We start from the raw sequence: 23,925 nt of genomic DNA, 5'->3' as shown, positions 1-23,925 counted from the left end.
CTGGCTTGGCAATGTTTTTACTTTTGAGTAGTTCATGCAACAATGATAACCGAATATGGCTTATTGATCGGTACGAAAAATAATCACTAAATTGGTTGTTTTTTGATTTATGCAAGAGATCTATTAAACATACTTTTGAATTTTTTAGGTTGCATATAAGTATATTTATAACTTTCAAAGCTAAAGTCGTAAATTTGCTCCTGCATTTTTTGCGTTAAGTTAAACGAAACACCCCTAAAAGATGTCTTATTAAATGCGGTGCTTTCTTCAAAAGCCGCTTCATCTTGTACACGTGTACCTGCAACTAAAACATCTTGGCTTAATGACGTGAACCATTGTCCATGTGGAGAAAAGGCGAGTTTGAGTTTTGAAATTTGTAGCTCATCTTTTATAGGGTCGCCATAAATAGAAAACTCAAAAATACGATGACTTTCATCTAACATTTCAAATGAAGTAGGCAAGTCAATACGGCTTTCTAGTACTCGGTTGCTTGTGAGTAATGATTTTAGGGGCTGTTGGAGTGCGTATAGATTTAGGCTGTTTTCATCTAATTTTCGGTACTGCAAGTTTTCAACAGCCATTGGCTTTTGGCACAATATTGAACTGAATTTGAGCAGTTTTGATCGCAGTATCATCTTGGTAACAAACACCATTACACAAAACGACATTAGCAATATAGGTTTTGCGTTGCTCAGGCGAATCTAAAAAGTCTTTGTATGCCAGTTTCCCTAAACCACCAGCAAAGCTTAAATCTGCATCTTTTTTAAAGTCAGTGGCATCAAGCTCGGTTTCAACGGTTGCAGCAAGTTTGGCTTGCGCAAGCATTTCTGTTCCTCATTATGATGTAGTTGGGGTAGGTGCGGTGAATGTTGAAATAGGCGAATCCACAACTGTTGGAGCTGCTTGTGTTACAGGTGAAGAAGATGAACCACCACCGCCACAGGCTGTTAGTAAAAGACAGGAGAATATACTTAAAGGTAAAATATTTTTCATAATAAAAAAATCTATACTCAGATAGATTGAACCGTCATTGGAATTGAAATACAAATTATATAAATGATAAATGCGCAAATAAAACCCTGTAAAACAGTATAGTTTTCCATTAAGTTATTAAAATACACTACTTTTCATATTTGTTAGATAAATACAGAAACGCTAACTCTTTCAGAAAGAAAACTTTATTTTTCACTTATTTTATATATACAAATGTATTTTAATTTATAAAATTATTTTATCGTTTGGTTAAAAATAAAACAACTACCGAGCCATGCAAGAATTTTTGCAACACATGGCTCGGTAGTAAATTCACAATTATGCCTCGTCAATTTCTACAGGATTTAGACTTTTGGCAGAGCTTGCTTTAAATGGTGCGCCAATTTGCTTTAAATCTGAACCTGATGGTGCTTGATACACTTTTAAGCCAAACTCAGGAATAATCGCCAGCAAATGATCAAAAATATCGGATTGAATACTTTCATAATCTTTCCATGCAGTGGTTTTGGTAAAGGCATAAATTTCTAGCGGTAAACCTTCACTGCTTGGCTGTAGTTGGCGAATAATCAATGACTGAGATTGATTAATGCCAGGATGCTGTTTCAGATAAAATTCAACATAGGCACGGAACGTCCCTAAATTGGTTAAACGGCGTTGGTTGTATTGTGATTGATTTGCTAACTGCTGATTAAACTGCTCAATTTCTTCATTTTTGCTATGTAAATATTGATCCAATAACAAAAACTCTTTAAGTTTGCTTTGTTCATGTTCAGTCATAAAGTGCACAGAACTTTGATCAATTAAAATGGCACGTTTAATACGTCGGGCACCAGCTTCCTGCATGCCACGCCAGTTTTTAAAGGTATCGGTAATGAGTTTATTGGTTGGAATAGTGGTCAGGGTTTTATCCCAGTTTTGCACGGTGACTGTATGTAATGACATATCAATGACATCACCATCGGCATTTAAAGAAGGCATTTCAATCCAGTCACCAATCCGTACCATATCGTAGGAAGAAATTTGTACCGAAGCCACTAGAGATAAAATGGTATTTTGGAAAACCAACATCAAAACAGCAGCCATCGCACCAAAACCTGCGAGTAAGGTAAACACATCTTTTTTCAGGAAAGTGCCTAAAATCATGAGGGCACAGACCACATAAATAATGAGTTTAACTAACTGCAAATAGCCCTTAATTGGCTTGTTGCGTGACTTAGGGTTGCGTTGATAGAACAGGTTAAAAATATTTAAAAATTCAGAAATTGCCAATGCAATGGTCAGGAATATAAAGGCTTGCGCACCCATTTGCACAAAGCTTTCTACTTTATCTGACAAATGCGGTACGGTGGTGATGCCGTTCATAATCACGACAGCTGGGACAATGTTGGCAATACGTCGGATGACACTATGCTGTGAAATAATTTCACTATTGGCAAAGGTCATTTTAGAAATCAGTTTGCGAATCCCGCGCACTACAATTTGCTTGGCAATAAAGTTGGCTAAAATTGCCAGTAGAATCACAATACTGAGTGAGGTCAGCATTTCTAACCAAGGGTATTGGTTATACCATTCCTGAATATTTTGAATAAAATTAAATTCTTGCAAAAGGTCCTCGCTTTAAGGTTGCTGATTTTCGTCTGCACGGCACTTAGAATTTTGGCCTGCAATTCACCTTAATTCTTCATTGATGTATGAAATTGTTAGATAGTGTATCGACTAAAGTTTAAATTTGAAGGCTGAGTAACTTTTTGCTACATTTCAATTATTTGTTTTTACTGAAAGTTTTCAATCAAGTTGCAGTCATAATAAAAAAGCCAGTACAGATACTGGCTTTGAATAGATACCTAGCATAAATATTTGCATAAATACTTGCGTGATCTACCACATTAAATCATCTGGAATCACATAGGCTGCGTATGGATCTTCTTCATCTGTCGTGGCTTCATTTTTCTCGGCATTATTGACAATAATAAAGCCTTCCATTTTGCTATTAATACGTTCAGCTAAAGCTTTAGGCAGGAACGCATAACTGTCATTTTCTTTGGCAATCACCAAACTACCTGCCACGAGTGCATTGTAAATTTGTTGATTGATATACACTTTTTTAATCTTGCCATCTAAAAACTGATAAGCCACTTCACCATCGGTATCACGAATTTTATGCTGCTGAATCATTTGCATAATTGCTGCTTTCAGTTCTTTTTCCTGTAAAGCGGCTTTCTTTTCTTGCTCAATAGCTTGGTCTTTGGCGAGTTTTTCTTGCTGTGCCTGTGCAATTTTGGCTTTCACTTCAGCATCTTTACTTTCACCTGTGCGCTGTTCGTGTAAGGTTTGTTTAGACAGTTTTTTTGCTTTTTTATTATCCACTAAACCCGCTTTGAGCAATTGTGCCTGTAGTGCATTTTTAACCATGATAATTTCCGAAACTTAATGTTGAAGATGTCGATAGCGAAAATAAATAATCCAATACACCAAACTCAAACTTAGGCTGAGTCCTGCAGGTACCAGAAAAGAATTCAGTTTAAATGTAGGATAAATGGCTGCAGCGAGTAATCCACCCACAAAGAAACCAATTAAAATCAGTAGGTGTAAAACAATACGTCTTTTTTCAACTTGTAAGCCCCGCACTCGATAACCGAGGGCTAAGCCTAAATCGGTCAATACCCCAGATAAATGTGTGGTGCGGATGATGGTGCCTTTATAGTAGCTGATCATGGCATTTTGTATGCCCATGGCAACTGACGCCCAAAGCAGGGCATAACGTGGGAAATAAGGCAATAATACCCAGCAGATTAAAATAAAAAAAGCCACCAAACTCATGGGAAAACCATAGCGACGCCCTAAGCGAAAATTGCTATTTCCTAAAATGACGCCGCTATAAAATGAGCCAATCACATAGCACAAAATCACCAGAAACAAGAAAATCATGGCTTCTGGTTTCCAGTCGATTAGCGCCATCGCCAAGATACTAACGTTACCAGTCATGTGCGAAACGGACTGGTGCAATACGGTCACCAATCCGAGTACGTTAATAATTCCAGCATTGACGGCTAGAAAAAAAGCACCAAATTGCACCCAAAGGGGTAAAGTTTGAAAAGGCATAATGGATGATTGCGTAAGTTTCCTAACGCATTGTATCTTAACTCAAACCACGGTCAACCGCAGTAGTAAATAGCACATCGGTAGATGAGTTAAGTGCAGTTTCGGTTGAATCTTGCAATACGCTAATGACCATACCAATTGCAACAACTTGCATGGCAATATCTGAAGAAATACCAAATAAGCCACACGCTACAGGAATCAGCAGTAACGAGCCGCCCGCAACGCCTGAAGCACCACAGGCCGACACCGTTGCAACCACAGATAAAATCAGCATGGTGCTAAAATCGACAGAAATCCCTAAGGTATTTACTGCAGCTAAGGTCAAAACGGTAATGGTGACTGATGCGCCTGCCATGTTAATTACTGCACCTAACGGAATTGCAACACTCGCGGTTGATTCCTGTACGCCTAAACGCTTGGCTAAGTCTAAATTGACAGGGATATTGGCTGCAGAACTACGGGTAAAGAAAGCAGTAATGCCACTTTCGCGTAAGCATTGAAAAACTAAAGGATAAGGATTGCTGCGGGTCACAAATGCCACCATGATTGGGTTGATGACCAACGCGACAAAGAACATCGTACCTAACAAGACTGCCAATAATTGAGCATAACTGGCTAAGGTGCTCAAGCCTGCATCGGCAAATGTCACGGCAACCAAGCCAAAAATACCGAAAGGCGCAAAGTTAATCACCAAGCGAATAACGCGATTGACTGCATTGGCTGCATCATTCAACAATGCTTTGGTGGACTCTGTAGCATGGCGGAAGGCAATCCCTAAAGCCACAGCCCAAGCCAAAATACCAATAAAGTTGGCTTCGGCAATGGCAACTACAGGGTTAGCAACAAAACTAAGTAAAAGATTTTTCAAAATTTCAGCAAGACTGCCCGGCGGGGTTAATTCTGACTGTGTTGCAACATCTAAAAATAATGTACTTGGGAAAAGCGTACTTGCAATAACTGCACTGAGCGCAGCCAAGAACATACCAATCGCATACATCAGCATAATCGGTTTGATATAGGCATTGCTGCTTCCAATTTTAAAATTGGCAATCGATGCCATGACCAAAATAAAGACTAAAATTGGCGCAACAGACTTCAGGGCTTTAATAAATATATCACCCAAAAGGCTTAAATAGGGCGCAGATTCTGGAAATAAAATTGCAACAGCCACACCGAGTACAATTGCAATCATAATTCGGGAGACTAAACTCAAACGCAAAAAAGCTGAAAACATACGAAAATAAGGTAAAAGAAAAGCGGCTATTTTATACTGAAATGTCCATGTGCTTAAAAATAATTTTGATATAAAAGTTAAGTCTATATTTTTAAAAGTGATATTTATTAAACTGTTTAAATTTCAGCAAGATAAAAGTACTCATTGATCAAAAAGTATGTGTGTTGAACATCCAGTTTTAAAGATAAAATTAAAGATCAATTTCTTGATCTTTAAGTCAGTTCAGGCGCAAGCTCTTGCATGGCTAAATAATGTGAAAAAAAAACTTTTCCATTTAAATGCTGCAAAAGTTTTGAGTGTTGTAATTTGTCCATTACCGGGCCTTTAATTTCAGAAAAATGCAGACAAATATTCAATTTTTTTAGTTCAAGATTTAAATCTTCCAGCATTTCGAGTGCGCTTAAATCAATACTGCTAATACTCGAACAATTCACCACTACATGCTTTAACTGAGGGTTTTGACTGACTTGATTAATAAAAAAGCCTTTTAAAGTATTGGCATTTAAAAAGGTTAGATTTTCGTCAATTCGCATGGAAAGTACGTGTGGCGCGGTACGCACTTGATGCCGCTGAATATTACGAAAATGTTGTGTGCCTTCAAGTAAACCGATCACCGCAATATGTGGTCGGCTAATACGCCACAACATTAGAATAAAGGTAGATACAATTCCAATAATTAAACCTGTCGAAATATCAATCAATATGACACCAAAGAACGTCACCCACATGGCCAGACCATCGGCTTTGGAATAACGCCAAGTTTCTTTAAAAGATTGGAACTCGACCAGTTTCCAAATTGAAACAATAATGGTTGCAGCCAAAACAGCCAGTGGTAAGTCTTGGAAAAATCCCGTGAAGTATAAACTGACAATAACAATCACGATGGAGGTAAATACACCTGCCATTGGTGTTTTTGCACCTGCATCGGCATTGACCACGGTACGCGACAAACTGCCTGTGACGGGAAAAGAGGAGCTAACACCTGCGCCAAAATTGGCTAAACCGAGTGCAATCAGTTCCTGATTGCTATTTAAGTGACTACGTTGTTGTAAGGCGGTGGCTTGCGCAATAGACAGAGATTCCACAAAACTGATCATGGCAATCATGGCTGCGCCAGGAAGGAGTTGTAGAACAAGTTGTGCATTCCATTCAGGGAATTGAATAGGCGGAAATCCTGAAGGAATTTCTCCGACTGTTTTAATGCCGATTTGTTGCAAATGCAATGAATAAACCAAAGCAATTGAACCGATCACCAATACCAATGGCAAGGCTTTTAAGATAAAGCCGCTACCTCGAACACGCTCACGAATGGCATTACTGTTGATGATTTTAGGGGCATAAATTAGAAATAAAATGGCAGCAACACCCAAGAGCACGCTATAAAAATGGGTTTGTCCCACATATTTCCAAAAGCTGTATAAGAACTCAGGTAAGTTATTGGCTTTAAGGGGGATGTCTAACACAAATTTAAGCTGTCCAATCGCAATCATTAATGCAGAGGCAATAATGAAGCTTTTAATAACAGGATGGCTAATGAGTTGAATTAAAAAACCGAAGCGAAAAATCCCTAAAAGTAGCGAAATAATGCCGACCATCACAGCAAGTAAACAGGCTGCTTGAATATAAGCTGCCGAGCCGACTTCAAATAATGGATTGAGCGTCGCAAAGGTCATCATGGAAATAATGGCGACTGGGCCAATGGACAAGGTTGGACTGCCACCAACCAAGGCGTACATGATCATGGGGATCACGCTGGCATATAAACCCATGACAGGAGGTAAACCTGCAAGCATGGCATAAGCCATCCCTTGAGGTACAAGCATGGCAATGACGATAAACGCAGACAGCAGATCAGATTTCAATGTTTCTGCATTGTATTTTCGCAGCCATTGCCAAGCAGGCAGTACACGAGCCAAACGTGAATTGAAATCTGACATACTGAAATCTAAATCATAAATTTAGATATATTATGAACAAAAAATGCTAAGAAGTCTTTGAAATAGCAGGAGAGTATTCAAGTTTTATGGTGATGCCTGATAATACAGGCATTATCATTTAGACCTGCGGGCAATAAAGTGCATAGAGGGTATTAAGTACCTGCACCATTTTTTCATCTTTAATTGAATAAAAAATTTGCTTGCCATCACGGCGGGTATTCACTACATCACTTTTACGCAGCATCATTAATTGTTGCGATAAAGTAGGCTGATGAATTTGAGTTATTTCTTCAATTTGCGATACGTTTAATTCTTGTTGAGATAAATGACAAAGAATTAAAAGACGGTCACTATTCGCCAAAGATTTTAAAATTCCAACAACGGTATCCGCAGATTCACGCATTGATGTGATTTCAAGACCATCGTTCATTGTTTTATTCTCTTAATTTACAGCTAACCCAATATATATTAGGCGGGAGTGGAAGATAAATTATATAACATAAATCATTATTTATATATGAGAACAAGTATCATTTAAGAAAAGATATCAGCCAATCATAAATAATGGGCTGATATTCTAATCAAAAAATTGATAAAAAAGTGGCTGAGTTACAATAAAACCTATTTTTTCACTTGTTCAAAACTTTTTAATTCTTTCTCACTAAATTCACTCGATGCAGCTAACAATTCGTGAATTTCTGGGTTATACCAAGCAAAGTATTCCGACATTTTTGCACTAAAAGTATCATCTAGGCTTATCTGCGTAGCATTGTGTTGCAACAAGGCTTGCTGATCTAAACTGCTGATAAAACTTTTTAAGGTGGCACTATCAAAATAATATGCAGACTTAAATTGTGCAGAATCTGCAGCGCGTTGTAATACGGTTTTGGTCATTTTTTCCAAAACTTTCAGATTTAAAGGGATGTGTGCGCTATAACGCTGCAAAAGCCCTTGAATCAATACGAAATTATTTAAACTTGGTTTTGCCAGTTCAGCTAAGGCATAGAGTTCATGCTGTGTAGCTGGGTTCGGCTGTAATTGCAGATTTGCTTCTGTAACCCAATTTTGCTGAATAAAGTACGCCACAATTTTTTCGATTTCTTGAGAAAGTTCTTGCGCCGTCCATGCCAAGAAAAACTCTTGCTTCAAATATGGATAAATCGCCTGCAGTTTTTGCATTAAATCTGCGCATGATAATGCTAAATTTTGTTCATTAAACTGCTGCACAATTAATGCTACACACGCAGGCAAAATAAAGCAGTGCAAAATATTATTGCTAAAATAGCTCAATAAGATTTTTTGGCTTTCTGCGACTCGAATCTGTTCTACACCATCTTGGTTATAACGCTCAACTTGTTTAAGTTTTAGCGCATATTCAATAATTTCTTGTGGATTTAAACCCGTAATAATCATACGTGGGTCGTAGCACAATTGTTTGAGCAAACGTCGATATTGTTCAATTCGGGCGAGCAGCTCATCTTGTTTCAATGCATGCTGATCGGCATTTAATAAAATCAGAGAGATGAGGGCGATTGGGTTAATCACCACCGCTTTATTGATATTTTCCAAGATTGCATGCGCAGTATGATCTACCGTGTGAATCACAGAGGTCGGTAGTTCATCATTTATGTTCAGTTTTACATCGCGTGCTTGGTTGGCAGTTAAAACATCATCTAAAAATACAGGTTCGCCAAAGTTGACATAGACCTGACCAAAGACTTTTTCAATTTTACGGGCAGAGTTTAAAATACCCCATAAAGATTCGGCTTCTTTCGGTTTGCCGTTTAATTCATTTAAATAAGATGTGCCTTCAATCAGTTTTTCATAACCAAAATACGTTGGAATAAATGCAATTGGTTTGGTTGCTCCGCGTAAATGGCTTTGAATGGTCATCGACAACATGCCTTTTTTCGGCGGTAACAATAAACCTGTACGTGAGCGTCCACCTTCAATGAAGTATTCGAGTGGGGTGTTGCGTGACAATAAACTGTGTAAATATTCTTTAAATACCGAGGTGTATAATTCATTGCCGCTGAAAGTACGGCGAATAAAATACGCACCTGCACCACGCATTAATTGACCCACAATTGGTAAATTTAAATTAATACCTGCTGCAATATGCGGCACCATCAAGCCACGATTAAAAATCACATAAGACAGCAACAAATAGTCGATGTGGCTACGATGACAAGGGGTATAGACGATTTCATAGTCTTTGGCGAGTTCGCGTACCGTGTCAAAGTGATGCACTTCAATGCCATCATAGAGCTGTGTCCAAAGCTTGGTCAGTGCCAGTTCAGCAAAACGCAAAGTCGAATAAGAAAAGTCCGATACAATTTCAGTTAAATAGCTTTTAGCACGGTTTTCTGCTTCAAACATACTGACTTTTTGTTCGATACTTTCTTTACGAATAGCTTGTTGTACTGCGTCACTTTTCATCAACGCATGAATCAAATTACGGCGGTCAGATAAGTCTGGGCCTAAAATCGCTTCTTTGTGTTGATTAAAATTGTGTTCCAGATGTTGCTCAATAAAGTGCGCAGGCGATAAGTGTGGTTGTTGTTGTGTGGCTTGTTCAATAAGCTGACGTAAGGAAATTGCTTTATGAAACTCGATGTAGTTATCACGTGAATAGAGCGAAATATTAATGGTTTGTTTAAGCTTGTTTGGCGTAGACCATGCATCGGCAAATAATGCTTTAAACCAAGAGTCTTCGTATTCGGGTGAACGTCCCCAAAGTACAGTTACGGGAACTAACAACACATCATGTTCAGGATGTTGCTCTAAGGTTTCAATGAGTCGAATCAATTTAGCAGAGTAGTGATAAGCACTGTGCTGTGGGTTTTTCTCACGCAAGACCAAAATGGAATCGTCTTCCTGATGCTCGGCAATGTTTAAAGGCGCATACACAGAAGGTAAACCACGAGATTGCGTCTGCTGATCAATCAATACGGTATTGCTGAGAGAGGCATCTTGCAGCACATAACAAAATTGTGTTTTTTCAGAGCTTTGTGCAACACGATGTTCTAATTCTGCAGTCGTGCCTAATACTTGTGGCGTCACAATCTTATCTAAGATTTTTTTAGTGAAATTACGATAAAGCTGACTGTAACGTTTATTAGACATTGCATTCCCTACATTTTGTTATGTGTTGCTATTGTCAAAAAATAAATAGCGAATTTCAAACCCAAGTGCCGAGAAAATCGACAATTAAACTGAGGTCGTCATCTCTTTATTCTAATTCGCATTTTGTTGAAAGCTAATCATATTTTTGTATAAAACAATTTTCGTGAAACATCGGCAAAAATTTTATAAAAAGGTATGATAATTTAAATTTTGTTTATATAGATATAACTTAGGGAATAATCATGACCACAGATGCAGCTTTTTCAACACCAGCAAATTTAGGGATTGCCGTATATAGCAATAATGCAGAAGCGATTGGTAACACGCCATTGGTACGCATTAACCGTTTAATTTCTGGCGATGCAACGGTTTTAGCCAAAGTGGAAAGCCGTAACCCTGCATTTTCTGTGAAATGCCGTATTGGTGCTGCTTTAATTGCCGATGCTGAAAAACGTGGCGTGTTAAAAGCAGGTATGCATATTGTAGAACCGACCAGTGGTAATACAGGAATCGCTTTGGCATTTGTAGCTGCAGCAAAAGGTTATGAGATTACACTAACGATGCCTGCAAGCATGAGTATTGAGCGCCGTAAGGTGTTGAAAGCGTTGGGTGCAAATTTGGTGCTGACTGAGCCTGCAAAAGGTATGAAAGGCGCGGTGGATGAAGCAGAGCGTTTGGCAACCGAACATCCTGAAACTTATTATTTGCCGCAGCAGTTTAATAACCCTGCCAATCCGCAAATTCATGAAGAAACCACAGGCCCAGAAATTTGGGCAGCAACAGGCGGCAAGGTCGATATTCTTGTTGCAGGTGTAGGTACAGGCGGTACGATTTCTGGTATTTCGCGTTATTTCAAAAAGGTAAAAGGTCAGGCATTGCATACTGTTGCAGTCGAGCCTGCTGAATCTCCAATTATCGCTCAGGCCAAGCGTGGTGAAGCCATTACGCCTGCACCACATAAAATTCAGGGGATTGGCGCTAACTTTATTCCAAAAAACCTAGATTTAGATTTGGTGGATGAAGTGATTGCGATTGAAAGTGCTGAAGCAATTGACTGGGCGCGTAAAACAGCAACCCAAGAAGGTATTTTAGTCGGTATTTCAAGTGGTGCAGCAATGGCTGCTGCTGCAAAATTGGCGGCACGTCCTGAAAATGCAGGTAAAAATATTGTGGTGATTTTACCTGACAGTGGTGAGCGTTATTTATCTTCAGTATTATTTGAAGATATTAGTGCAGAATGATGTGTCTTTAGACAGTCAAAAGAATTTGAAAAATCCCAAAGTTTGAACTTTGGGATTTTTTATTTAGAGAATAAATTTATGAGGTGAGTTAATACGTTCTGAAAAGCAAATTTCTTTCTACTTAGACGCTAATATTTAGCGGGATCAGCAATGAATCCAACGAAGCTAACTATGTAAAAATCAAACAATCGCAGATACTTTATCTGGCGTCATCAGTGCTTGATTAATATATAGCTTGATTAAGCGTTCACGTGACCCAATAGCTTTTTGATAATGGGTAGAATTGAGTAATAACGACGCACCATAAGTTACTGTCCAAATATAAGACAGATAATCACGGATCGACATCGCGCTGTTAAAGGACTCTAAATAGGCTTGGGTGATGTCCTTAATTTCTAAAATACGCTGCTCACGAATATCGTATAACTGTTCAAACAATTCATTTAGTTTACGTTCATTATTGGTTAAGCGTTCTTCAATCGAGTGCAGCAAAATCGTACGGTTGGAATTAAGCATGTTATACAGCATGTACTGCGAAACATAAGTTTGAAAGTTATGGTGATACTGTTTGGAAATATCCAATAAACGCTGTTCATTTAAAATAATTAACTCTAAATAGAGCTGATTTTTACTTTTGAAATATTTATAAATTGTGCCTTTGGCAATATCTAACTCTGCAGCCAACTCACTTAATGTAATATCATTATGATTTTCCAGTAATAAAACCTCAGCCATTGCCAAAATTTTCTCTTTACGACGTCGGAAATTTTCTTGGCGTAGAGTCGTCATCAATCAATATTCCAATTACAACCAATTAAGCATGTTGGAGTCTAGTGCAGTTTGAGCAACTTGAAAATAGCACCAAGGTCTTGAAAAGGTAAGTTTTAACGTATGTTCATCAGTGAACCAATGAATTTAAAAAATATCATGTGAAAAATAGCACAATCCATAAGCCAAATCGGTTGTCAATAAAACTGAACCAAACAGGTCATTTTAGTGAAATAAAATTGGATTTCTAAAACTTTTATTCTATTTTTCATAAGCAAGGCCTAAAAGTCTAAGATCAATCAAGCATAGCAATTCAGCACTTTGCGAGATTGCAATGCTCATCTTTTGATTTACATTTAACGTGAATTACTTGCTAACTCACAGGGATGTTATTTGTAATTTTAAAAAGCATGGGTTTTACGGTAATCACTTTAAAAAGACGGTAATAAGGGACTAAAAATGATTGTAATTGTAGATGCTGTACGTACCGCAATGGGCGGCTTTCAAGGTTCACTGGCAAGTTGTACAGCACCCGATTTAGGCGCGGTTGCAATTCAACACGCAGTTGCACGTGCAGGTTTAAGTGGGGCTGACATTGATGAAGTAATTTTTGGTTGTGTATTGCCTGCAGGTTTGAAGCAAGGCCCTGCACGTCAGGCGATGCGTCAAGCGGGTTTACCCGATAGTACAGGTGCAACCACCATCAATAAAATTTGTGGCTCTGGCATGAAAGCTGTTATGCAGGCAGCCGATGCTATTCAGGCAGGTTCAGCGCAGATTGTGGTCGCTGGCGGTATGGAATCTATGTCGAATGCGCCGTATTTGCTAGATAAAGCACGTGCAGGTTTCCGTATGGGACACGGCAAAGTCACAGACCACATGTTTCAGGAAGGTTTAGAAGATGCTGAAACAGGCTTGTCGATGGGCGTGCTGGCGCAAGACATGGCAGACAAGAAAAACTATACCCGTGAGCAGCAGGATGAATACGCAATTCGCTCTTTAAACCGCGCGGTAGAAGCCATTCAAAACGGTTATTTTAAAAATGAAATCGTGCCTGTCACTGTTCATTCACGTAAAGGTGATGTGATTGTCGATCAGGATGAACAACCGTTAAATGCCAAAGTCGATAAAATTAGCAGTTTGCGTCCCGCATTTAAAAAAGATGGCACGATTACAGCCGCCAATGCCAGCTCTATTTCAGATGGCGCATCTGCTCTGGTGATTACATCAGATGTGGTTGCGGCAGAGCGTGGCTTAAAACCGCTTGCAAAAGTTGTGGCATACGCGACACATTCACAACATCCTTCTGAGTTTACTCTTGCTCCTGTAGGGGCGATTCAAAAAGTGCTAGATAAAGCAGGGTGGTCGGTTGCCGATGTAGATTTGTGGGAAATTAATGAAGCCTTTGCCATGGTAACCATGCTTGCGATAGATGCTTTTGATTTAGACCCTGCCAAAGTGAATATTCAGGGTGGTGCATGTGCTTTAGGGCATCCTTTGGGTTCTTCAGGCTCACGTATTATTGTGACGCTCATTCATGCACTTAAACGAATTGGTGCGAAAAAAGGCATTGCGTCATTGTGTATTGGTGGTGGTGAAGCAACAGCAATTGCTGTGGAGCTAGTTTAAGTCCAGCTCGTCTAACTGCGGATTCATCTATAAAAAATAGAGCTCTCGAAAGAGCTCTATTTTGAATAATCTATATTTTTTAAAGCTGCAATTATTGGATAAATTGCTTCACCGCTTGGTTAAATTCGTTTGGCAATTCCACATTAGAAATGTGTGATGCATTGATTTCAAACAATTGGCTGTTGGTAATACGTTCAACCATAAACTGACCATCTGCAACTGTAGTGACAGGATCTTGCTGACCAGCAACCACTAAAACAGGTACAGTAATGTCTTTAAGTTGTTCACGTACATCCGCTTTAGCCAAAGCTTCGCAACAGCTCGCATAACCTTCGGCGCTGCCAGCTGCCAAGTCGTTTTGAAGATTGTTGACCACTGTCGCGTTGCTTTGGATAAAGGGTTCAGTAAACCAGCGTGATGCTGCAGTAGATGCAATCGGTTGTAAACCTTGTTCACGTACTAATGCAGCGCGGTCGTTCCAAGCCTGTTCCTGACCAATTTTTGCTGCAGTATTACACACCACCACCTGATTAAAGCGCTCTGGACGATGAATCGCTAACCATTGACCTGTTAAACCACCCATGGAAATACCACAGAAAGCCGCTTTTTCAATATTCAAGTGGTCAAGTAGATTTACAACATCTTGCCCCAATTGATCAATGCTATATGGGCCTTGTGGCGCAGATGAAGCACCATGACCACGGGTGTCATAACAAATCACAAAGAAATCTTGCTGGAAAAAATCAATCTGTGCTTGCCACATTTTGAAGTTGGTTCCGAGCGAGTTTGAAAAAATCAGTGCAGGTTTTGCAGCATCACCAAAAGTTTGGTAATTGATTTGTGCATCATTTGATGTAAATGTTGGCATTTTTTATATCCTAGGCTTTTTAATCCTCTCTCGATCCCTCCTTTAAAAAAAGGAGGGAGGAAAGAGCATTCAGCGATTAAACACGTTCAATGATCAAAGCAATACCTTGACCGACACCAATACACATTGAACATAGACCGTATTTACCGCCTGTTTGTTCAAGTTGGTTCAGTGCAGTCGTCACCAGACGCGCACCTGATGCACCTAGTGGGTGACCTAGAGCAATTGCGCCACCATTTGGATTGACTTTTTCTGAACCATCTTCAATACCCAAATCACGGGTACAAGCCAAAGCTTGTGCTGCAAAGGCTTCGTTCAGTTCAATCACATCCATTTGCTCAAGGCTCAAACCTGTTTGTGCCAATAATTTTTTAATGGCAGGTGCAGGACCAAAACCCATAATGCGTGGTTCAACACCCACAACAGTCGAACCAATAATTTTGGCACGTGGTTTTAAACCGTGTTGTGCTACCGCTTCTTCAGATGCAATGAGTAGGGCAGCTGCACCATCGTTAATGCCTGACGCATTACCCGCAGTTACAGTACCTTCAGCTTTTACTACAGGCTTCAATTTTGCCAAAGCTTCTGCTGTGGTTGATGCACGCGGGTGCTCGTCTGTAGATACAACTACAGGTTCACCTTTACGTTGTGGAATTTCCACCGCAATAATTTCTTTATCAAAGAAACCACGTGCTTGTGCAGCTGCTGTACGTTGCTGGCTAGTTAAAGCAAACAAGTCTTGATCGGCACGGTTAATATTGAACTGTTCCGCTACGTTTTCAGCGGTTTGCGGCATAGTTTCTACGCCGTACATTTCTTTAAGTTTTGGGTTAATGAAACGCCAGCCCATAGTGGTGTCTTCAATTTTCTGACTACGACCATAAGCAGATTCTGATTTGCCCATTACAAATGGTGCGCGGCTCATTGATTCTACACCGCCTGCAATAATTAAGTTGGCTTCACCTGCTTTAATTGCACGTGCAGCCATTGCAATAGCGTCAAGCGATGAGCCACATAAACGGTTCACAGTGGTTGCAGGCACTTGGTACGGTAAACCTGCTAAAAGTGCAGACATACGACCCACGTTACGGTTGTCTTCACCTGCTTGGTTGGCACAGCCGTAAATCACGTCATCAACTTGTTCCCAGTTTACAGATGGATTGCGTTGCATAAGTGCTTTGATCGGTAATGCGCCTAAGTCATCAGCACGGACTGGAGCTAAACCACCTGCATAACGACCAAATGGGGTACGGATGGCATCGACGATATATGCGTTTTTCATATTTTATTTTCCAAATATCTTAATCTCTCCCAACCTCCCTTTAAAAAAGGGAGGAGATTCCCACCTAAAATTACTTGATGGAAGTCCCCCTTTGAAAAAGGGGGATTTAGGGGGATTAAAAATTATATTTAAAGACGATTAAGCCTGAGTCGCATCAATCAGCTTTGCACCAGTCAATGACTGTAATTCTTCAAAGCTCAAGCCTTCAACTTTTTCAAGAACTTTCATGCCTTCAGGAGTTACGTCAATCACACATAAGTCAGTGTAAATGCGGTCTACACATTTCAAGCCAGTTGCTGGGTAAGTCAATTCAGCCACGATTTTTGGTTCACCTTTTTTGGTGATGTGATCGGTTGTGATAAAGACTTTTTTCGCACCAACGGCTAAGTCCATTGCGCCACCAACAGCAGGAATCGCATCTGGCGCACCTGTGTGCCAGTTTGCCAAGTCGCCATTTTCAGCCACTTGGAATGCACCCAATACTGCGATGTCTAAGTGACCGCCACGCATCATGGCAAAAGAGTCACCATGATGGAAGAATGAGCCGCCTGTTAGCATGGTCACGAATTCTTTACCTGCGTTGATTAACTCAGGGTCTTCTTCACCTGCAGGAGGTGGTGGACCGAAAGCCAATAAACCGTTTTCAGAGTGTAAGAATACGTCTTTGTCTGAAGGCAGGTAGTTTGAAATTTTAGTTGGTAAGCCAATGCCGAGGTTGACATAAGCACCGTCTGGAATGTCTTGTGCCACACGTTCAGCGATTTGATCACGTGTTAATTTGGTATAGCTCATGATGTTCTCCTTCACGTGACAGTTATGCAGATTGTTCAGGTTGTTTTGCGCCAACGGCAACAACGTGCTGAACGAAAATACCCGGAGTGATGATGTGTTCAGGATCTAACGCGCCTAACTCAACCACTTCAGAAACCTGTGCAATTGTCACATCGGCAGCCATCGCCATGATTGGGCCAAAGTTACGTGCAGATTTACGGTACACCAAGTTACCCCAACGGTCGCCTTGCTGTGCTTTAATTAAAGCAAAGTCTGCGCGGATTGGGTTTTCTAGTACGTAGTCTTTACCTTCATAATTTAAGGTTGGTTTGCCTTCTGCAAGTAAAGTACCAAAACCTGTAGGGGTATAGATTGGACCTAGACCCATACCTGCAGCCTGAATACGGCATGCCAAGTTACCTTGCGGCACCAGTTCAAGCTCGATTTTGCCTGCGCGGTAAAGTTCATCAAATACCCAAGAGTCAGACTGACGTGGGAATGAACAGATAATTTTACGTACCGCGCCAGCTTTTAGCAGTTTCGCTAAACCGTAGTCACCATTACCTGCGTTGTTGTTTACAATAATTAAATCTTTGATGCCAAGTTCAATCAAACCATCAATGAGTTCCGCTGGCTGACCTGCGGTACCAAAACCACCAATCATGATGGTTGAACCATCTTTAATTTGCGAAAGGACTTCTGTTAAAGAAGTTTGACTTTTATCAATCATAATGTGTCCTAGACAATTGCCTGTCCATTAACTTTTGGAACTTTGAGTTGAAGGTAGGGGTGCTGCTGAGTTGTCGCGTTTGGTTAATACCCAATGTGCGATCAAACCAATACAGATGCCCCAAAATACAGAACTTAGCCCTAAAAACTGCATGCCAGAGGCAGTTGCTAAAAAGGTGATGAGGGCTGCATCACGCTGTGATTCTTTACTCATTGCAACTGAAATATTGGTGGCAATTGCACCCAAAAGTGCAAGTCCAGCCAAAGCTGCAATCAGTTCTTTGGGCAATAGGCTAAATAGCATGACGATGCTACCCGCAAATAACCCACCTAAAATATAGAAAATACCGTTTGCAACACCTGCAATATATCGCTTTTCTTTCAGTTCGTGCGCATCTTTACCTAAGCATAATGCTGCAGTAATAGAGGCAAGTACAATGGTAATTCCTCCCACACACGCAACGGCAAGAGAAGCGATACTGGTCGCACTAATAATAGGCTTAGCAGGCATGTCATAACCGCTAATTTTAATAATTGCCATACCCGGTAAAAACTGCCCAGACAAGCTGACTAAAATTAAAGGTAATGCCAAGTTTAAGGTTGAATTCCACGTCCATTCAGGTGCAATAAACTGTGGAATTGCCAAACTAAAATTGGTGGTGACAGGGTTAATTTTACCGAGCATTAAGCTGAGTATAATGCCTGCAGCAAGCACCCAAATCATGGCATAACGTGGACTAAAACGCTTTGCCAATAAAAATACCGCCAGCATCCCAAATACAATGTATGGCAGGGTATCGGTTGCAGTAAATAAGCCTAAGCCAAATTGAACCAAAATACCTGCCATCATGCCTGCTGCGACTTCTTGCGGAATCCAAGACAGGAGTTTGTCAAAATAACCTGTGATTCCAATCAAAAAAATCATTACAGCAGAGGTGATGTAGGCTGCAACGGCTTCATTCAAAGAAATATCTGGAAACAGTGTGACCAGTAAGGCTGTACCCGGTGCAGACCAAGCGGTCACCACAGGCACTTTATACTTAATTGATAAAAAGATACCTGCGACAGCAGCACCAATAGAAATTCCCCAAATCCATGAAATCATCATGTCTGGGGAAACTTGGGCTTGCTGTGCTGCTTGGAAAAAGATGATCAATGGCCCTGAATAGGAGATCAGCACTGCTAAGAATCCTGCAACAGTGGCTGAAATTGACCAGTCATTTTTTAAAGTTTGGAACAGGTGACTCATTGACGATTTGCCTCCTTGCGTCAAGCAATGATCCTGTTGAAGTTGGTCATGATCTTGGCTTAGCCCTGATCACCACCACCTACAGGTACAACGGTACCTGTCATGTACGATGACTCATCAGAAGCAAGGAACAGAATCGCATTCACTTGTTCCTGAATGGTGCCATAGCGACCCAAGAAGGTACGATCAATGGTTTGATCGACCACTTGTTGCATCCACTCTTTTTCAGATTCTGAAAGTGGGTTGGCATTACGTGGCACTTTACGTGGTGGCGCTTCTGTACCGCCAGTTGCAATAGCATTCACACGAATACCATCTTTGGCATGTTCAAAGGCGAGGGAAGCGGTTAAACCGTTTACACCACCTTTAGACGCCGAATATGGCACGCGGTTAATACCACGTGTTGCAATTGAAGATACGTTTACAATGGTACCTTTCTGGTTTTTCACCATTTCAGGCAATACTGCGCGGCAGCACCACATAGTAGGGAACAATGAACGATTCACTTCTTTGATAATTTCTTCTTCAGAAAATTCTTCAAAAGGTTTCATCCAAATTGCACCGCCTACGTTGTTGATGAGCACATCAACACGACCATAGGTTTCAAGTGCTTTAGCAACCACAGATTCTGCACCTGCAAAAGTTTCAAGGTTGGCTTTTACGGTTACTGCATCGCCACCGTGTTCTTCAATTTCGGCCAACACTTCTTCTACATAGGGAGAAAGGTCTGCCATAACCACTTGGGCACCCTCACTCGCCACTTGTAAAGCCACACCGCGACCAATGCCTTGAGCGGCACCAGTCACGATTACAACTTTGTTTTCAAATCTTTTTGTGCGATTCATTTTATTCTCCGACTGCGTTTATTGAATGTCTAACAAACTTAGTTGGCAGAGAATTTTTCAAATAGGAAGCTTGCAGGTTTAACACCTTCTGCGTCTAACCAGCCACGTACCGCTTCTACCATTGGCACTGGACCACATAGGTAGATGTCTACATCACCACCGTTGAGCCATTCGTTTTCGATATGGCCAGTCACGTAACCTTTACGCTCGTGTGCAGATTCTGGATTTGCCACTACAGTACGGTACTCGAACCAAGAGAATTTTTCTTGTAGTTCGTTTAATTTTTCAATTGCAACCAAGTCAAAGTCATTGGTCACACCAAAAACTAAACGTACAGGGTGCTCAGAACCTTTTTCTTCAAGTACTTGCAGCATAGACATAAATGGTGCGATACCTGTACCACCTGCTAACATCACTACAGGGCGTGCTACATTACGTAAGTAGAAGCTACCAAATGGACCCGTAAAGGTCATTTTTTCGCCAGCTTTGGCATTTTGGCTTAAGAATTCGCTCATTTTGCCGTTTGGTACGTTACGTACAACAAAGCTCGTTAAGCGGTTGCCTGGTTTAGAGCTGAATGAATAAGAACGGGTTTCTGTTGTACCAGGAATACCCACATTCACGTATTGACCTGCAAGGAAGTGAATGTCTGGTTGACCTTCATCTAACTGAATGTCAAAAGTAATGGTCGAGTCAGATAAGTTTTCTACACGAGCCAAAGTACCTTCAAATGCATGAATTTCAGTTTTACATACATCAGAAGTTGCTTGAATTTGGAATACTGCGTCAGAAGTTGGTTTACATTGGCATGCAAGAATGTAGCCTTGTTCAGCTTCTTCTGGTGTCAATGCATCTTCAATATAAGTTTCTTCAGGCATGTCATACGAACCTGATTCACAAAACGCACGGCACGTTCCACATGCACCGTCACGGCAGTCCAAAGGAATATTGATCTTTTGACGGTAAGCTGCGTCTGACAGTGTTTCACCATCTGTAACAGAAATAAAACGTGTAACGCCATCTTCAAATTGAAGTGCAACATTGTGGTTTGACATGGCTGAATATCCTATATAAATCTTTGAAACTAGACCTTTCAGCTAAGATTCCATCTGGCTGAAAGGTTTTTACCTTGCTGTAAATGAATACAGTCTTAGAGGTGGTAGATATCGATTACTTGGTTGATGTAATCGTTTTTCAGCACCACGTACTTGCTTAAAATTTGCGGTTTGTCGCCAGAAAAATCGATTTCATAGCGTGACATACCAAAGTAGCTGTAGTTAGTTTTGTAACGGAAACTTAAAGTGTTCCAGTTAAAACGTACAGTGACTTTATCGCCATCACGTTCAACAATTTCAATGTTGCTGATGTTGTGGCTTGTGCGTGTATCTGGCATGGTTGCAGATGAACGCTCAGTTTTGATACGGAACACACGGTCTTCTAAACCTTGACGGTCTGGATAGTAAATCAAAGAGATTTCAGACTGTGGATCTTGAGTTAAACGGTCATCGTCATCCCAAGCTGGCATCCAGAAAGAAGCAGTAGGAGCGTAGCACTGTAACCACTCATCCCATTGCTCATCATCTAAAAAGCGAGCTTCTTGATAAAGGAACTGCGCAACTTTTTCTAAAGTGATGTCGCTCATGCGTTTTCTCCTTCAGTAGATGCCGCAATTTCTTTTTCAGTTGCGATGCCTTGTTTGATGAGTTCTAACCAGTGTTGGTGCTGAGCAAGGTATAAACCTTCGTCTTCAGTTTTAATACCTGAAAGTTTTGGTTTTAAACCGATTTCGTTTGCAGCATCGTCTGGACCTTGGATCCAATGCTTAGAACCACGGCACATATCGTTCCACTCAAGTGCGATACCTGCGTAGCCAACTTGACATGCACGGAATTCTTCAAGATCGTCTGGTGTAGCCATACCTGATGCGTTAAAGAAGTCTTCGTACTGACGAATACGGCGTGCGCGTGCTTCTGGCTCTTCACCTACAGGTGCGATACAGTAAATTGTCACTTCAGTCTTATCGACAGAAAGAGGACGTAACACACGAATTTGTGAACCGAACTGATCCATGAAGTACACGTTTGGATAGATACACAAGTTACGTGAACGCTCGATCATCCATTTCGCCATTGCTTCACCGAATTGCTCGGTGTATTCATCTTTCTTGGCAAAGTTAGGACGGTCTTCTGGGTTAGCCCATTGAGTCCAAAGGAGCATGTGACCATTTTCAAAGCCGTAAGAACCACCGCCTTGTTTGCCCCATGAACCTGCGCTCATTGCACGGATGTTATCGCCAGCTTCTTTTTCTTTACGTTGCTGAGTTGTTGCAGCGTAGTTCCAGTGTACTGCAGACACGTGGTAACCATCGGCACCGTTTTCAGCAGTTAACTTCCAGTTACCTTCATAGGTGTAAGTCGAAGAACCACGTAAAACTTCAAGACCTTGTTGAGATTGACCCACAATCATGTCAATGATTTTAGTCGCTTCGCCTAGGTATTCTTCTAAAGAAGGAACATCTGGGTTTAAGCTACCAAACAAGAAACCTTTATAGCTTTCAAAGCGGGCAACTTTTTTCAAGTCGTGTGAACCGTCTTTGTTAAAGCAATCTGAATAACCTGCATCTGCTGGGTCTTTCACTTTTAACAACTTACCAGAGTTGTTGAAAGTCCAACCGTGGAATGGGCAAGTATAAGTTGCTTTGTTACCACGCTTGTAACGACATAATTGTGCACCACGGTGTGAACACGAGTTGATCATGGCATTCAATTCGCCATTGCGGTTACGCGCAATGATGATTGGCTGACGACCAATGTAAGTGGTGTAGTAGTCATTGTTGTTTGGAATTTGGCTTTCATGTGCCAAATAAACCCAGTTGCCTTCAAAAATGTATTTCATTTCTAGGTCAAACAGGGCTTGGTCTGTGAATACTGAACGGTGTAATTTAAATTCACCAGATTCAAAATCATCAACCAATAATTCGTCAATACGGTCTAAGTGGCTAGTATTGATAACAGGAATACGAGGCATGTCCTTTCTCCGACTTTCCAAGGAGGGCAGTCATCGGGATGGGGCAACGACCACATCCCGATTCCATTTCAAATTATGCGCTTGCGCGGCGACGTTCAACTTCAGTAGAAGGAACGCCAGCTTGATCTTTCTGAAGAACAATGTTGAACTGGATGTGTTTGAAAGGACCTTTCAGACCACGTTTTGCAATTTCAGCTTCATCAGTCACGTCAACCGCAGTTGCCACCAGACCTTCACGAGTCGCGAATGCAAAGTCATCCCACAGGTATTGGTCGCCTTCAATATTGAATTGAGTAGTCAGCTTGCGGTAACCTGGTGCAGATACGAAGTAATGTACGTGCGATGGACGGTTACCGTGACGGCCTAGCTTGTCCAGTACAAACTGAGTTGTACCTTCTGGAGGGCAGCCATAACCCACTGGCATTGTCGTCAATGCAGTATATTGACCATCGGCAGCGGTAATGATGCTGCGACGCAGGTTAAAGTCTGACTGTGACTTGTCAAAGAATGAGTAGTTGCCTAGGCTGTTGGCATGCCAGATTTCAACTTTAGCACCTTCAACACGGTTGCCGTCAGTATCAGTCACTGTACCTTCAATGATCAGCGTCGGGATTTTGCCTTCTTCAGAACCATCGTCCATACGCGCAAAGCTTACTGTTTCAGGTGCGCCAGAGACATAAAGTGGACCTTCAATCGTACGTGGCGTACCGCCAGTAATGCCTGCTTTAGCATCCGCTTCATCAGCACGTAAGTCTAGGTAGTGTTCCAGACCCAAACCTGCAGCCAATAAACCTAATTCGTTCGCTTGACCGGCATCAGTAAAGTATTCCAGACCTTTCCACAGTTCTGACTGAGAAATATCAAGATCTTCGATCGCTTGGAAAAGGTCACCCAATAAACGCACAACAACTTGTTGTACACGTTCATCTACAGGGCCTGTCGCTGTATCAACGTTCATTTGCTTAACTAATGCATCAATTTCTTGGCGATTCATTTTCATTCTCCTTGGAGGTGTGCTTTGGTGGCGAATATCTCTGGACTAAAAACGAGATAATTGGCTGCCACTTTCCTTGTTTACTTGGTTTGCTAAATGTTTACTTTGGTGCTGGAGTAAGGTGCTTACT

22 protein-coding genes are annotated in these 23,925 nt (G+C 41.0%); 2 read left to right on the top strand and 20 right to left on the bottom strand.

Annotation, left to right across the window (positions count from 1 at the left end):
* Positions 1 to 107 precede the first annotated feature (107 nt).
* The 9 genes from FTT91_RS09970 to plsB form a co-directional block, all read right to left on the bottom strand.
* The gene (locus tag FTT91_RS09970) at positions 108 to 581 is read right to left on the bottom strand and encodes a hypothetical protein (protein ID WP_180169339.1); all 474 of its coding nucleotides are present in this window, start codon (positions 579 to 581) and stop codon (positions 108 to 110) included.
* Entirely contained in the window at positions 571 to 825 is a 255-nt protein-coding gene (locus FTT91_RS09965) for a hypothetical protein (protein ID WP_180169338.1), read from the bottom strand. The genes FTT91_RS09970 and FTT91_RS09965 overlap by 11 nt, the downstream gene beginning before the upstream one ends.
* 486 nt (positions 826 to 1,311) lie before the next feature.
* Positions 1,312 to 2,598, bottom strand: coding sequence for a mechanosensitive ion channel family protein (locus FTT91_RS09960; RefSeq protein WP_180009210.1), 1,287 nt, complete (start codon positions 2,596 to 2,598; stop codon positions 1,312 to 1,314).
* Positions 2,599 to 2,871: 273 nt separating this feature from the next.
* Positions 2,872 to 3,405 carry a DUF2058 domain-containing protein gene (locus FTT91_RS09955; protein ID WP_004973493.1) on the bottom strand — a complete coding sequence of 178 codons (534 nt, stop codon included), beginning with the start codon at positions 3,403 to 3,405 and terminating at the stop codon, positions 2,872 to 2,874.
* Positions 3,406 to 3,420: 15 nt separating this feature from the next.
* Positions 3,421 to 4,095: a YoaK family protein gene (locus FTT91_RS09950; RefSeq protein ID WP_004973496.1), complete on the bottom strand. Its 675-nt coding sequence runs from the start codon at positions 4,093 to 4,095 to the stop codon at positions 3,421 to 3,423.
* 37 nt (positions 4,096 to 4,132) lie between these two features.
* Positions 4,133 to 5,329 carry a serine/threonine transporter SstT gene (gene sstT, locus FTT91_RS09945; protein WP_179994194.1) on the bottom strand — a complete coding sequence of 399 codons (1,197 nt, stop codon included), beginning with the start codon at positions 5,327 to 5,329 and terminating at the stop codon, positions 4,133 to 4,135.
* 212 nt (positions 5,330 to 5,541) lie between these two features.
* On the bottom strand, positions 5,542 to 7,266 hold the full coding sequence (locus FTT91_RS09940; RefSeq protein ID WP_180169337.1) for a SulP family inorganic anion transporter: 1,725 nt from the start codon (positions 7,264 to 7,266) through the stop codon (positions 5,542 to 5,544).
* A 118-nt stretch (positions 7,267 to 7,384) separates the two neighbouring features.
* Positions 7,385 to 7,696: a metalloregulator ArsR/SmtB family transcription factor gene (locus tag FTT91_RS09935; RefSeq protein ID WP_004973501.1), complete on the bottom strand. Its 312-nt coding sequence runs from the start codon at positions 7,694 to 7,696 to the stop codon at positions 7,385 to 7,387.
* A gap of 191 nt (positions 7,697 to 7,887) precedes the next feature.
* On the bottom strand, positions 7,888 to 10,392 hold the full coding sequence (gene plsB, locus FTT91_RS09930; RefSeq protein WP_180169336.1) for a glycerol-3-phosphate 1-O-acyltransferase PlsB: 2,505 nt from the start codon (positions 10,390 to 10,392) through the stop codon (positions 7,888 to 7,890).
* A gap of 242 nt (positions 10,393 to 10,634) precedes the next feature.
* Here plsB and cysK point away from each other — a divergent pair, with 242 nt between their 5' ends.
* On the top strand, positions 10,635 to 11,633 hold the full coding sequence (gene cysK, locus FTT91_RS09925) for a cysteine synthase A (RefSeq protein WP_004973505.1): 999 nt from the start codon (positions 10,635 to 10,637) through the stop codon (positions 11,631 to 11,633).
* A gap of 180 nt (positions 11,634 to 11,813) precedes the next feature.
* Here cysK and FTT91_RS09920 read toward each other — a convergent pair whose 3' ends face one another.
* Positions 11,814 to 12,422: a TetR/AcrR family transcriptional regulator gene (locus FTT91_RS09920; protein ID WP_004973506.1), complete on the bottom strand. Its 609-nt coding sequence runs from the start codon at positions 12,420 to 12,422 to the stop codon at positions 11,814 to 11,816.
* 438 nt (positions 12,423 to 12,860) lie between these two features.
* Here FTT91_RS09920 and FTT91_RS09915 point away from each other — a divergent pair, with 438 nt between their 5' ends.
* A complete protein-coding gene (locus FTT91_RS09915) occupies positions 12,861 to 14,030 on the top strand; it encodes a thiolase family protein (protein WP_180169335.1) in 1,170 nt (389 codons plus the stop codon).
* A gap of 91 nt (positions 14,031 to 14,121) precedes the next feature.
* On the opposite strand, the gene pcaD is transcribed toward FTT91_RS09915, so the two are convergent.
* The 10 genes from pcaD to catA form a co-directional block, all read right to left on the bottom strand.
* Positions 14,122 to 14,898, bottom strand: a complete 777-nt coding sequence (gene pcaD, locus FTT91_RS09910; RefSeq protein WP_168418269.1) for a 3-oxoadipate enol-lactonase — start codon at positions 14,896 to 14,898, stop codon at positions 14,122 to 14,124.
* A 76-nt stretch (positions 14,899 to 14,974) separates the two neighbouring features.
* Positions 14,975 to 16,180 carry a 3-oxoadipyl-CoA thiolase gene (gene pcaF, locus FTT91_RS09905; RefSeq protein WP_180169334.1) on the bottom strand — a complete coding sequence of 402 codons (1,206 nt, stop codon included), beginning with the start codon at positions 16,178 to 16,180 and terminating at the stop codon, positions 14,975 to 14,977.
* 138 nt (positions 16,181 to 16,318) lie between these two features.
* Positions 16,319 to 16,972: a 3-oxoacid CoA-transferase subunit B gene (locus tag FTT91_RS09900; protein ID WP_180169333.1), complete on the bottom strand. Its 654-nt coding sequence runs from the start codon at positions 16,970 to 16,972 to the stop codon at positions 16,319 to 16,321.
* A gap of 22 nt (positions 16,973 to 16,994) precedes the next feature.
* On the bottom strand, positions 16,995 to 17,681 hold the full coding sequence (locus tag FTT91_RS09895; protein ID WP_104851986.1) for a 3-oxoacid CoA-transferase subunit A: 687 nt from the start codon (positions 17,679 to 17,681) through the stop codon (positions 16,995 to 16,997).
* Between the two features lie 27 nt (positions 17,682 to 17,708).
* Positions 17,709 to 18,929: a benzoate/H(+) symporter BenE gene (gene benE / locus FTT91_RS09890; RefSeq protein WP_180169332.1), complete on the bottom strand. Its 1,221-nt coding sequence runs from the start codon at positions 18,927 to 18,929 to the stop codon at positions 17,709 to 17,711.
* Positions 18,930 to 18,988: 59 nt separating this feature from the next.
* The gene (gene benD, locus FTT91_RS09885) at positions 18,989 to 19,774 is read right to left on the bottom strand and encodes a benzoate diol dehydrogenase BenD (RefSeq protein ID WP_004973522.1); all 786 of its coding nucleotides are present in this window, start codon (positions 19,772 to 19,774) and stop codon (positions 18,989 to 18,991) included.
* Between the two features lie 38 nt (positions 19,775 to 19,812).
* On the bottom strand, positions 19,813 to 20,829 hold the full coding sequence (benC, locus tag FTT91_RS09880; protein WP_180169331.1) for a benzoate 1,2-dioxygenase electron transfer component BenC: 1,017 nt from the start codon (positions 20,827 to 20,829) through the stop codon (positions 19,813 to 19,815).
* Positions 20,830 to 20,924: 95 nt separating this feature from the next.
* A complete protein-coding gene (gene benB / locus FTT91_RS09875; RefSeq protein ID WP_178319048.1) occupies positions 20,925 to 21,416 on the bottom strand; it encodes a benzoate 1,2-dioxygenase small subunit in 492 nt (163 codons plus the stop codon).
* Positions 21,413 to 22,801, bottom strand: coding sequence for a benzoate 1,2-dioxygenase large subunit (gene benA, locus FTT91_RS09870; RefSeq protein ID WP_167846022.1), 1,389 nt, complete (start codon positions 22,799 to 22,801; stop codon positions 21,413 to 21,415). The genes benB and benA overlap by 4 nt, the downstream gene beginning before the upstream one ends.
* Before the next feature lie 73 nt (positions 22,802 to 22,874).
* Positions 22,875 to 23,795, bottom strand: coding sequence for a catechol 1,2-dioxygenase (catA, locus tag FTT91_RS09865; protein ID WP_004973528.1), 921 nt, complete (start codon positions 23,793 to 23,795; stop codon positions 22,875 to 22,877).
* Positions 23,796 to 23,925 lie beyond the last annotated feature (130 nt).

It is taken from the genome of Acinetobacter sp. YH12021 (assembly GCF_013420145.1).
GTDB classification, from domain to species: domain Bacteria; phylum Pseudomonadota; class Gammaproteobacteria; order Pseudomonadales; family Moraxellaceae; genus Acinetobacter; species Acinetobacter towneri.
This window is presented reverse-complemented; position numbering and strand designations above follow the sequence as displayed.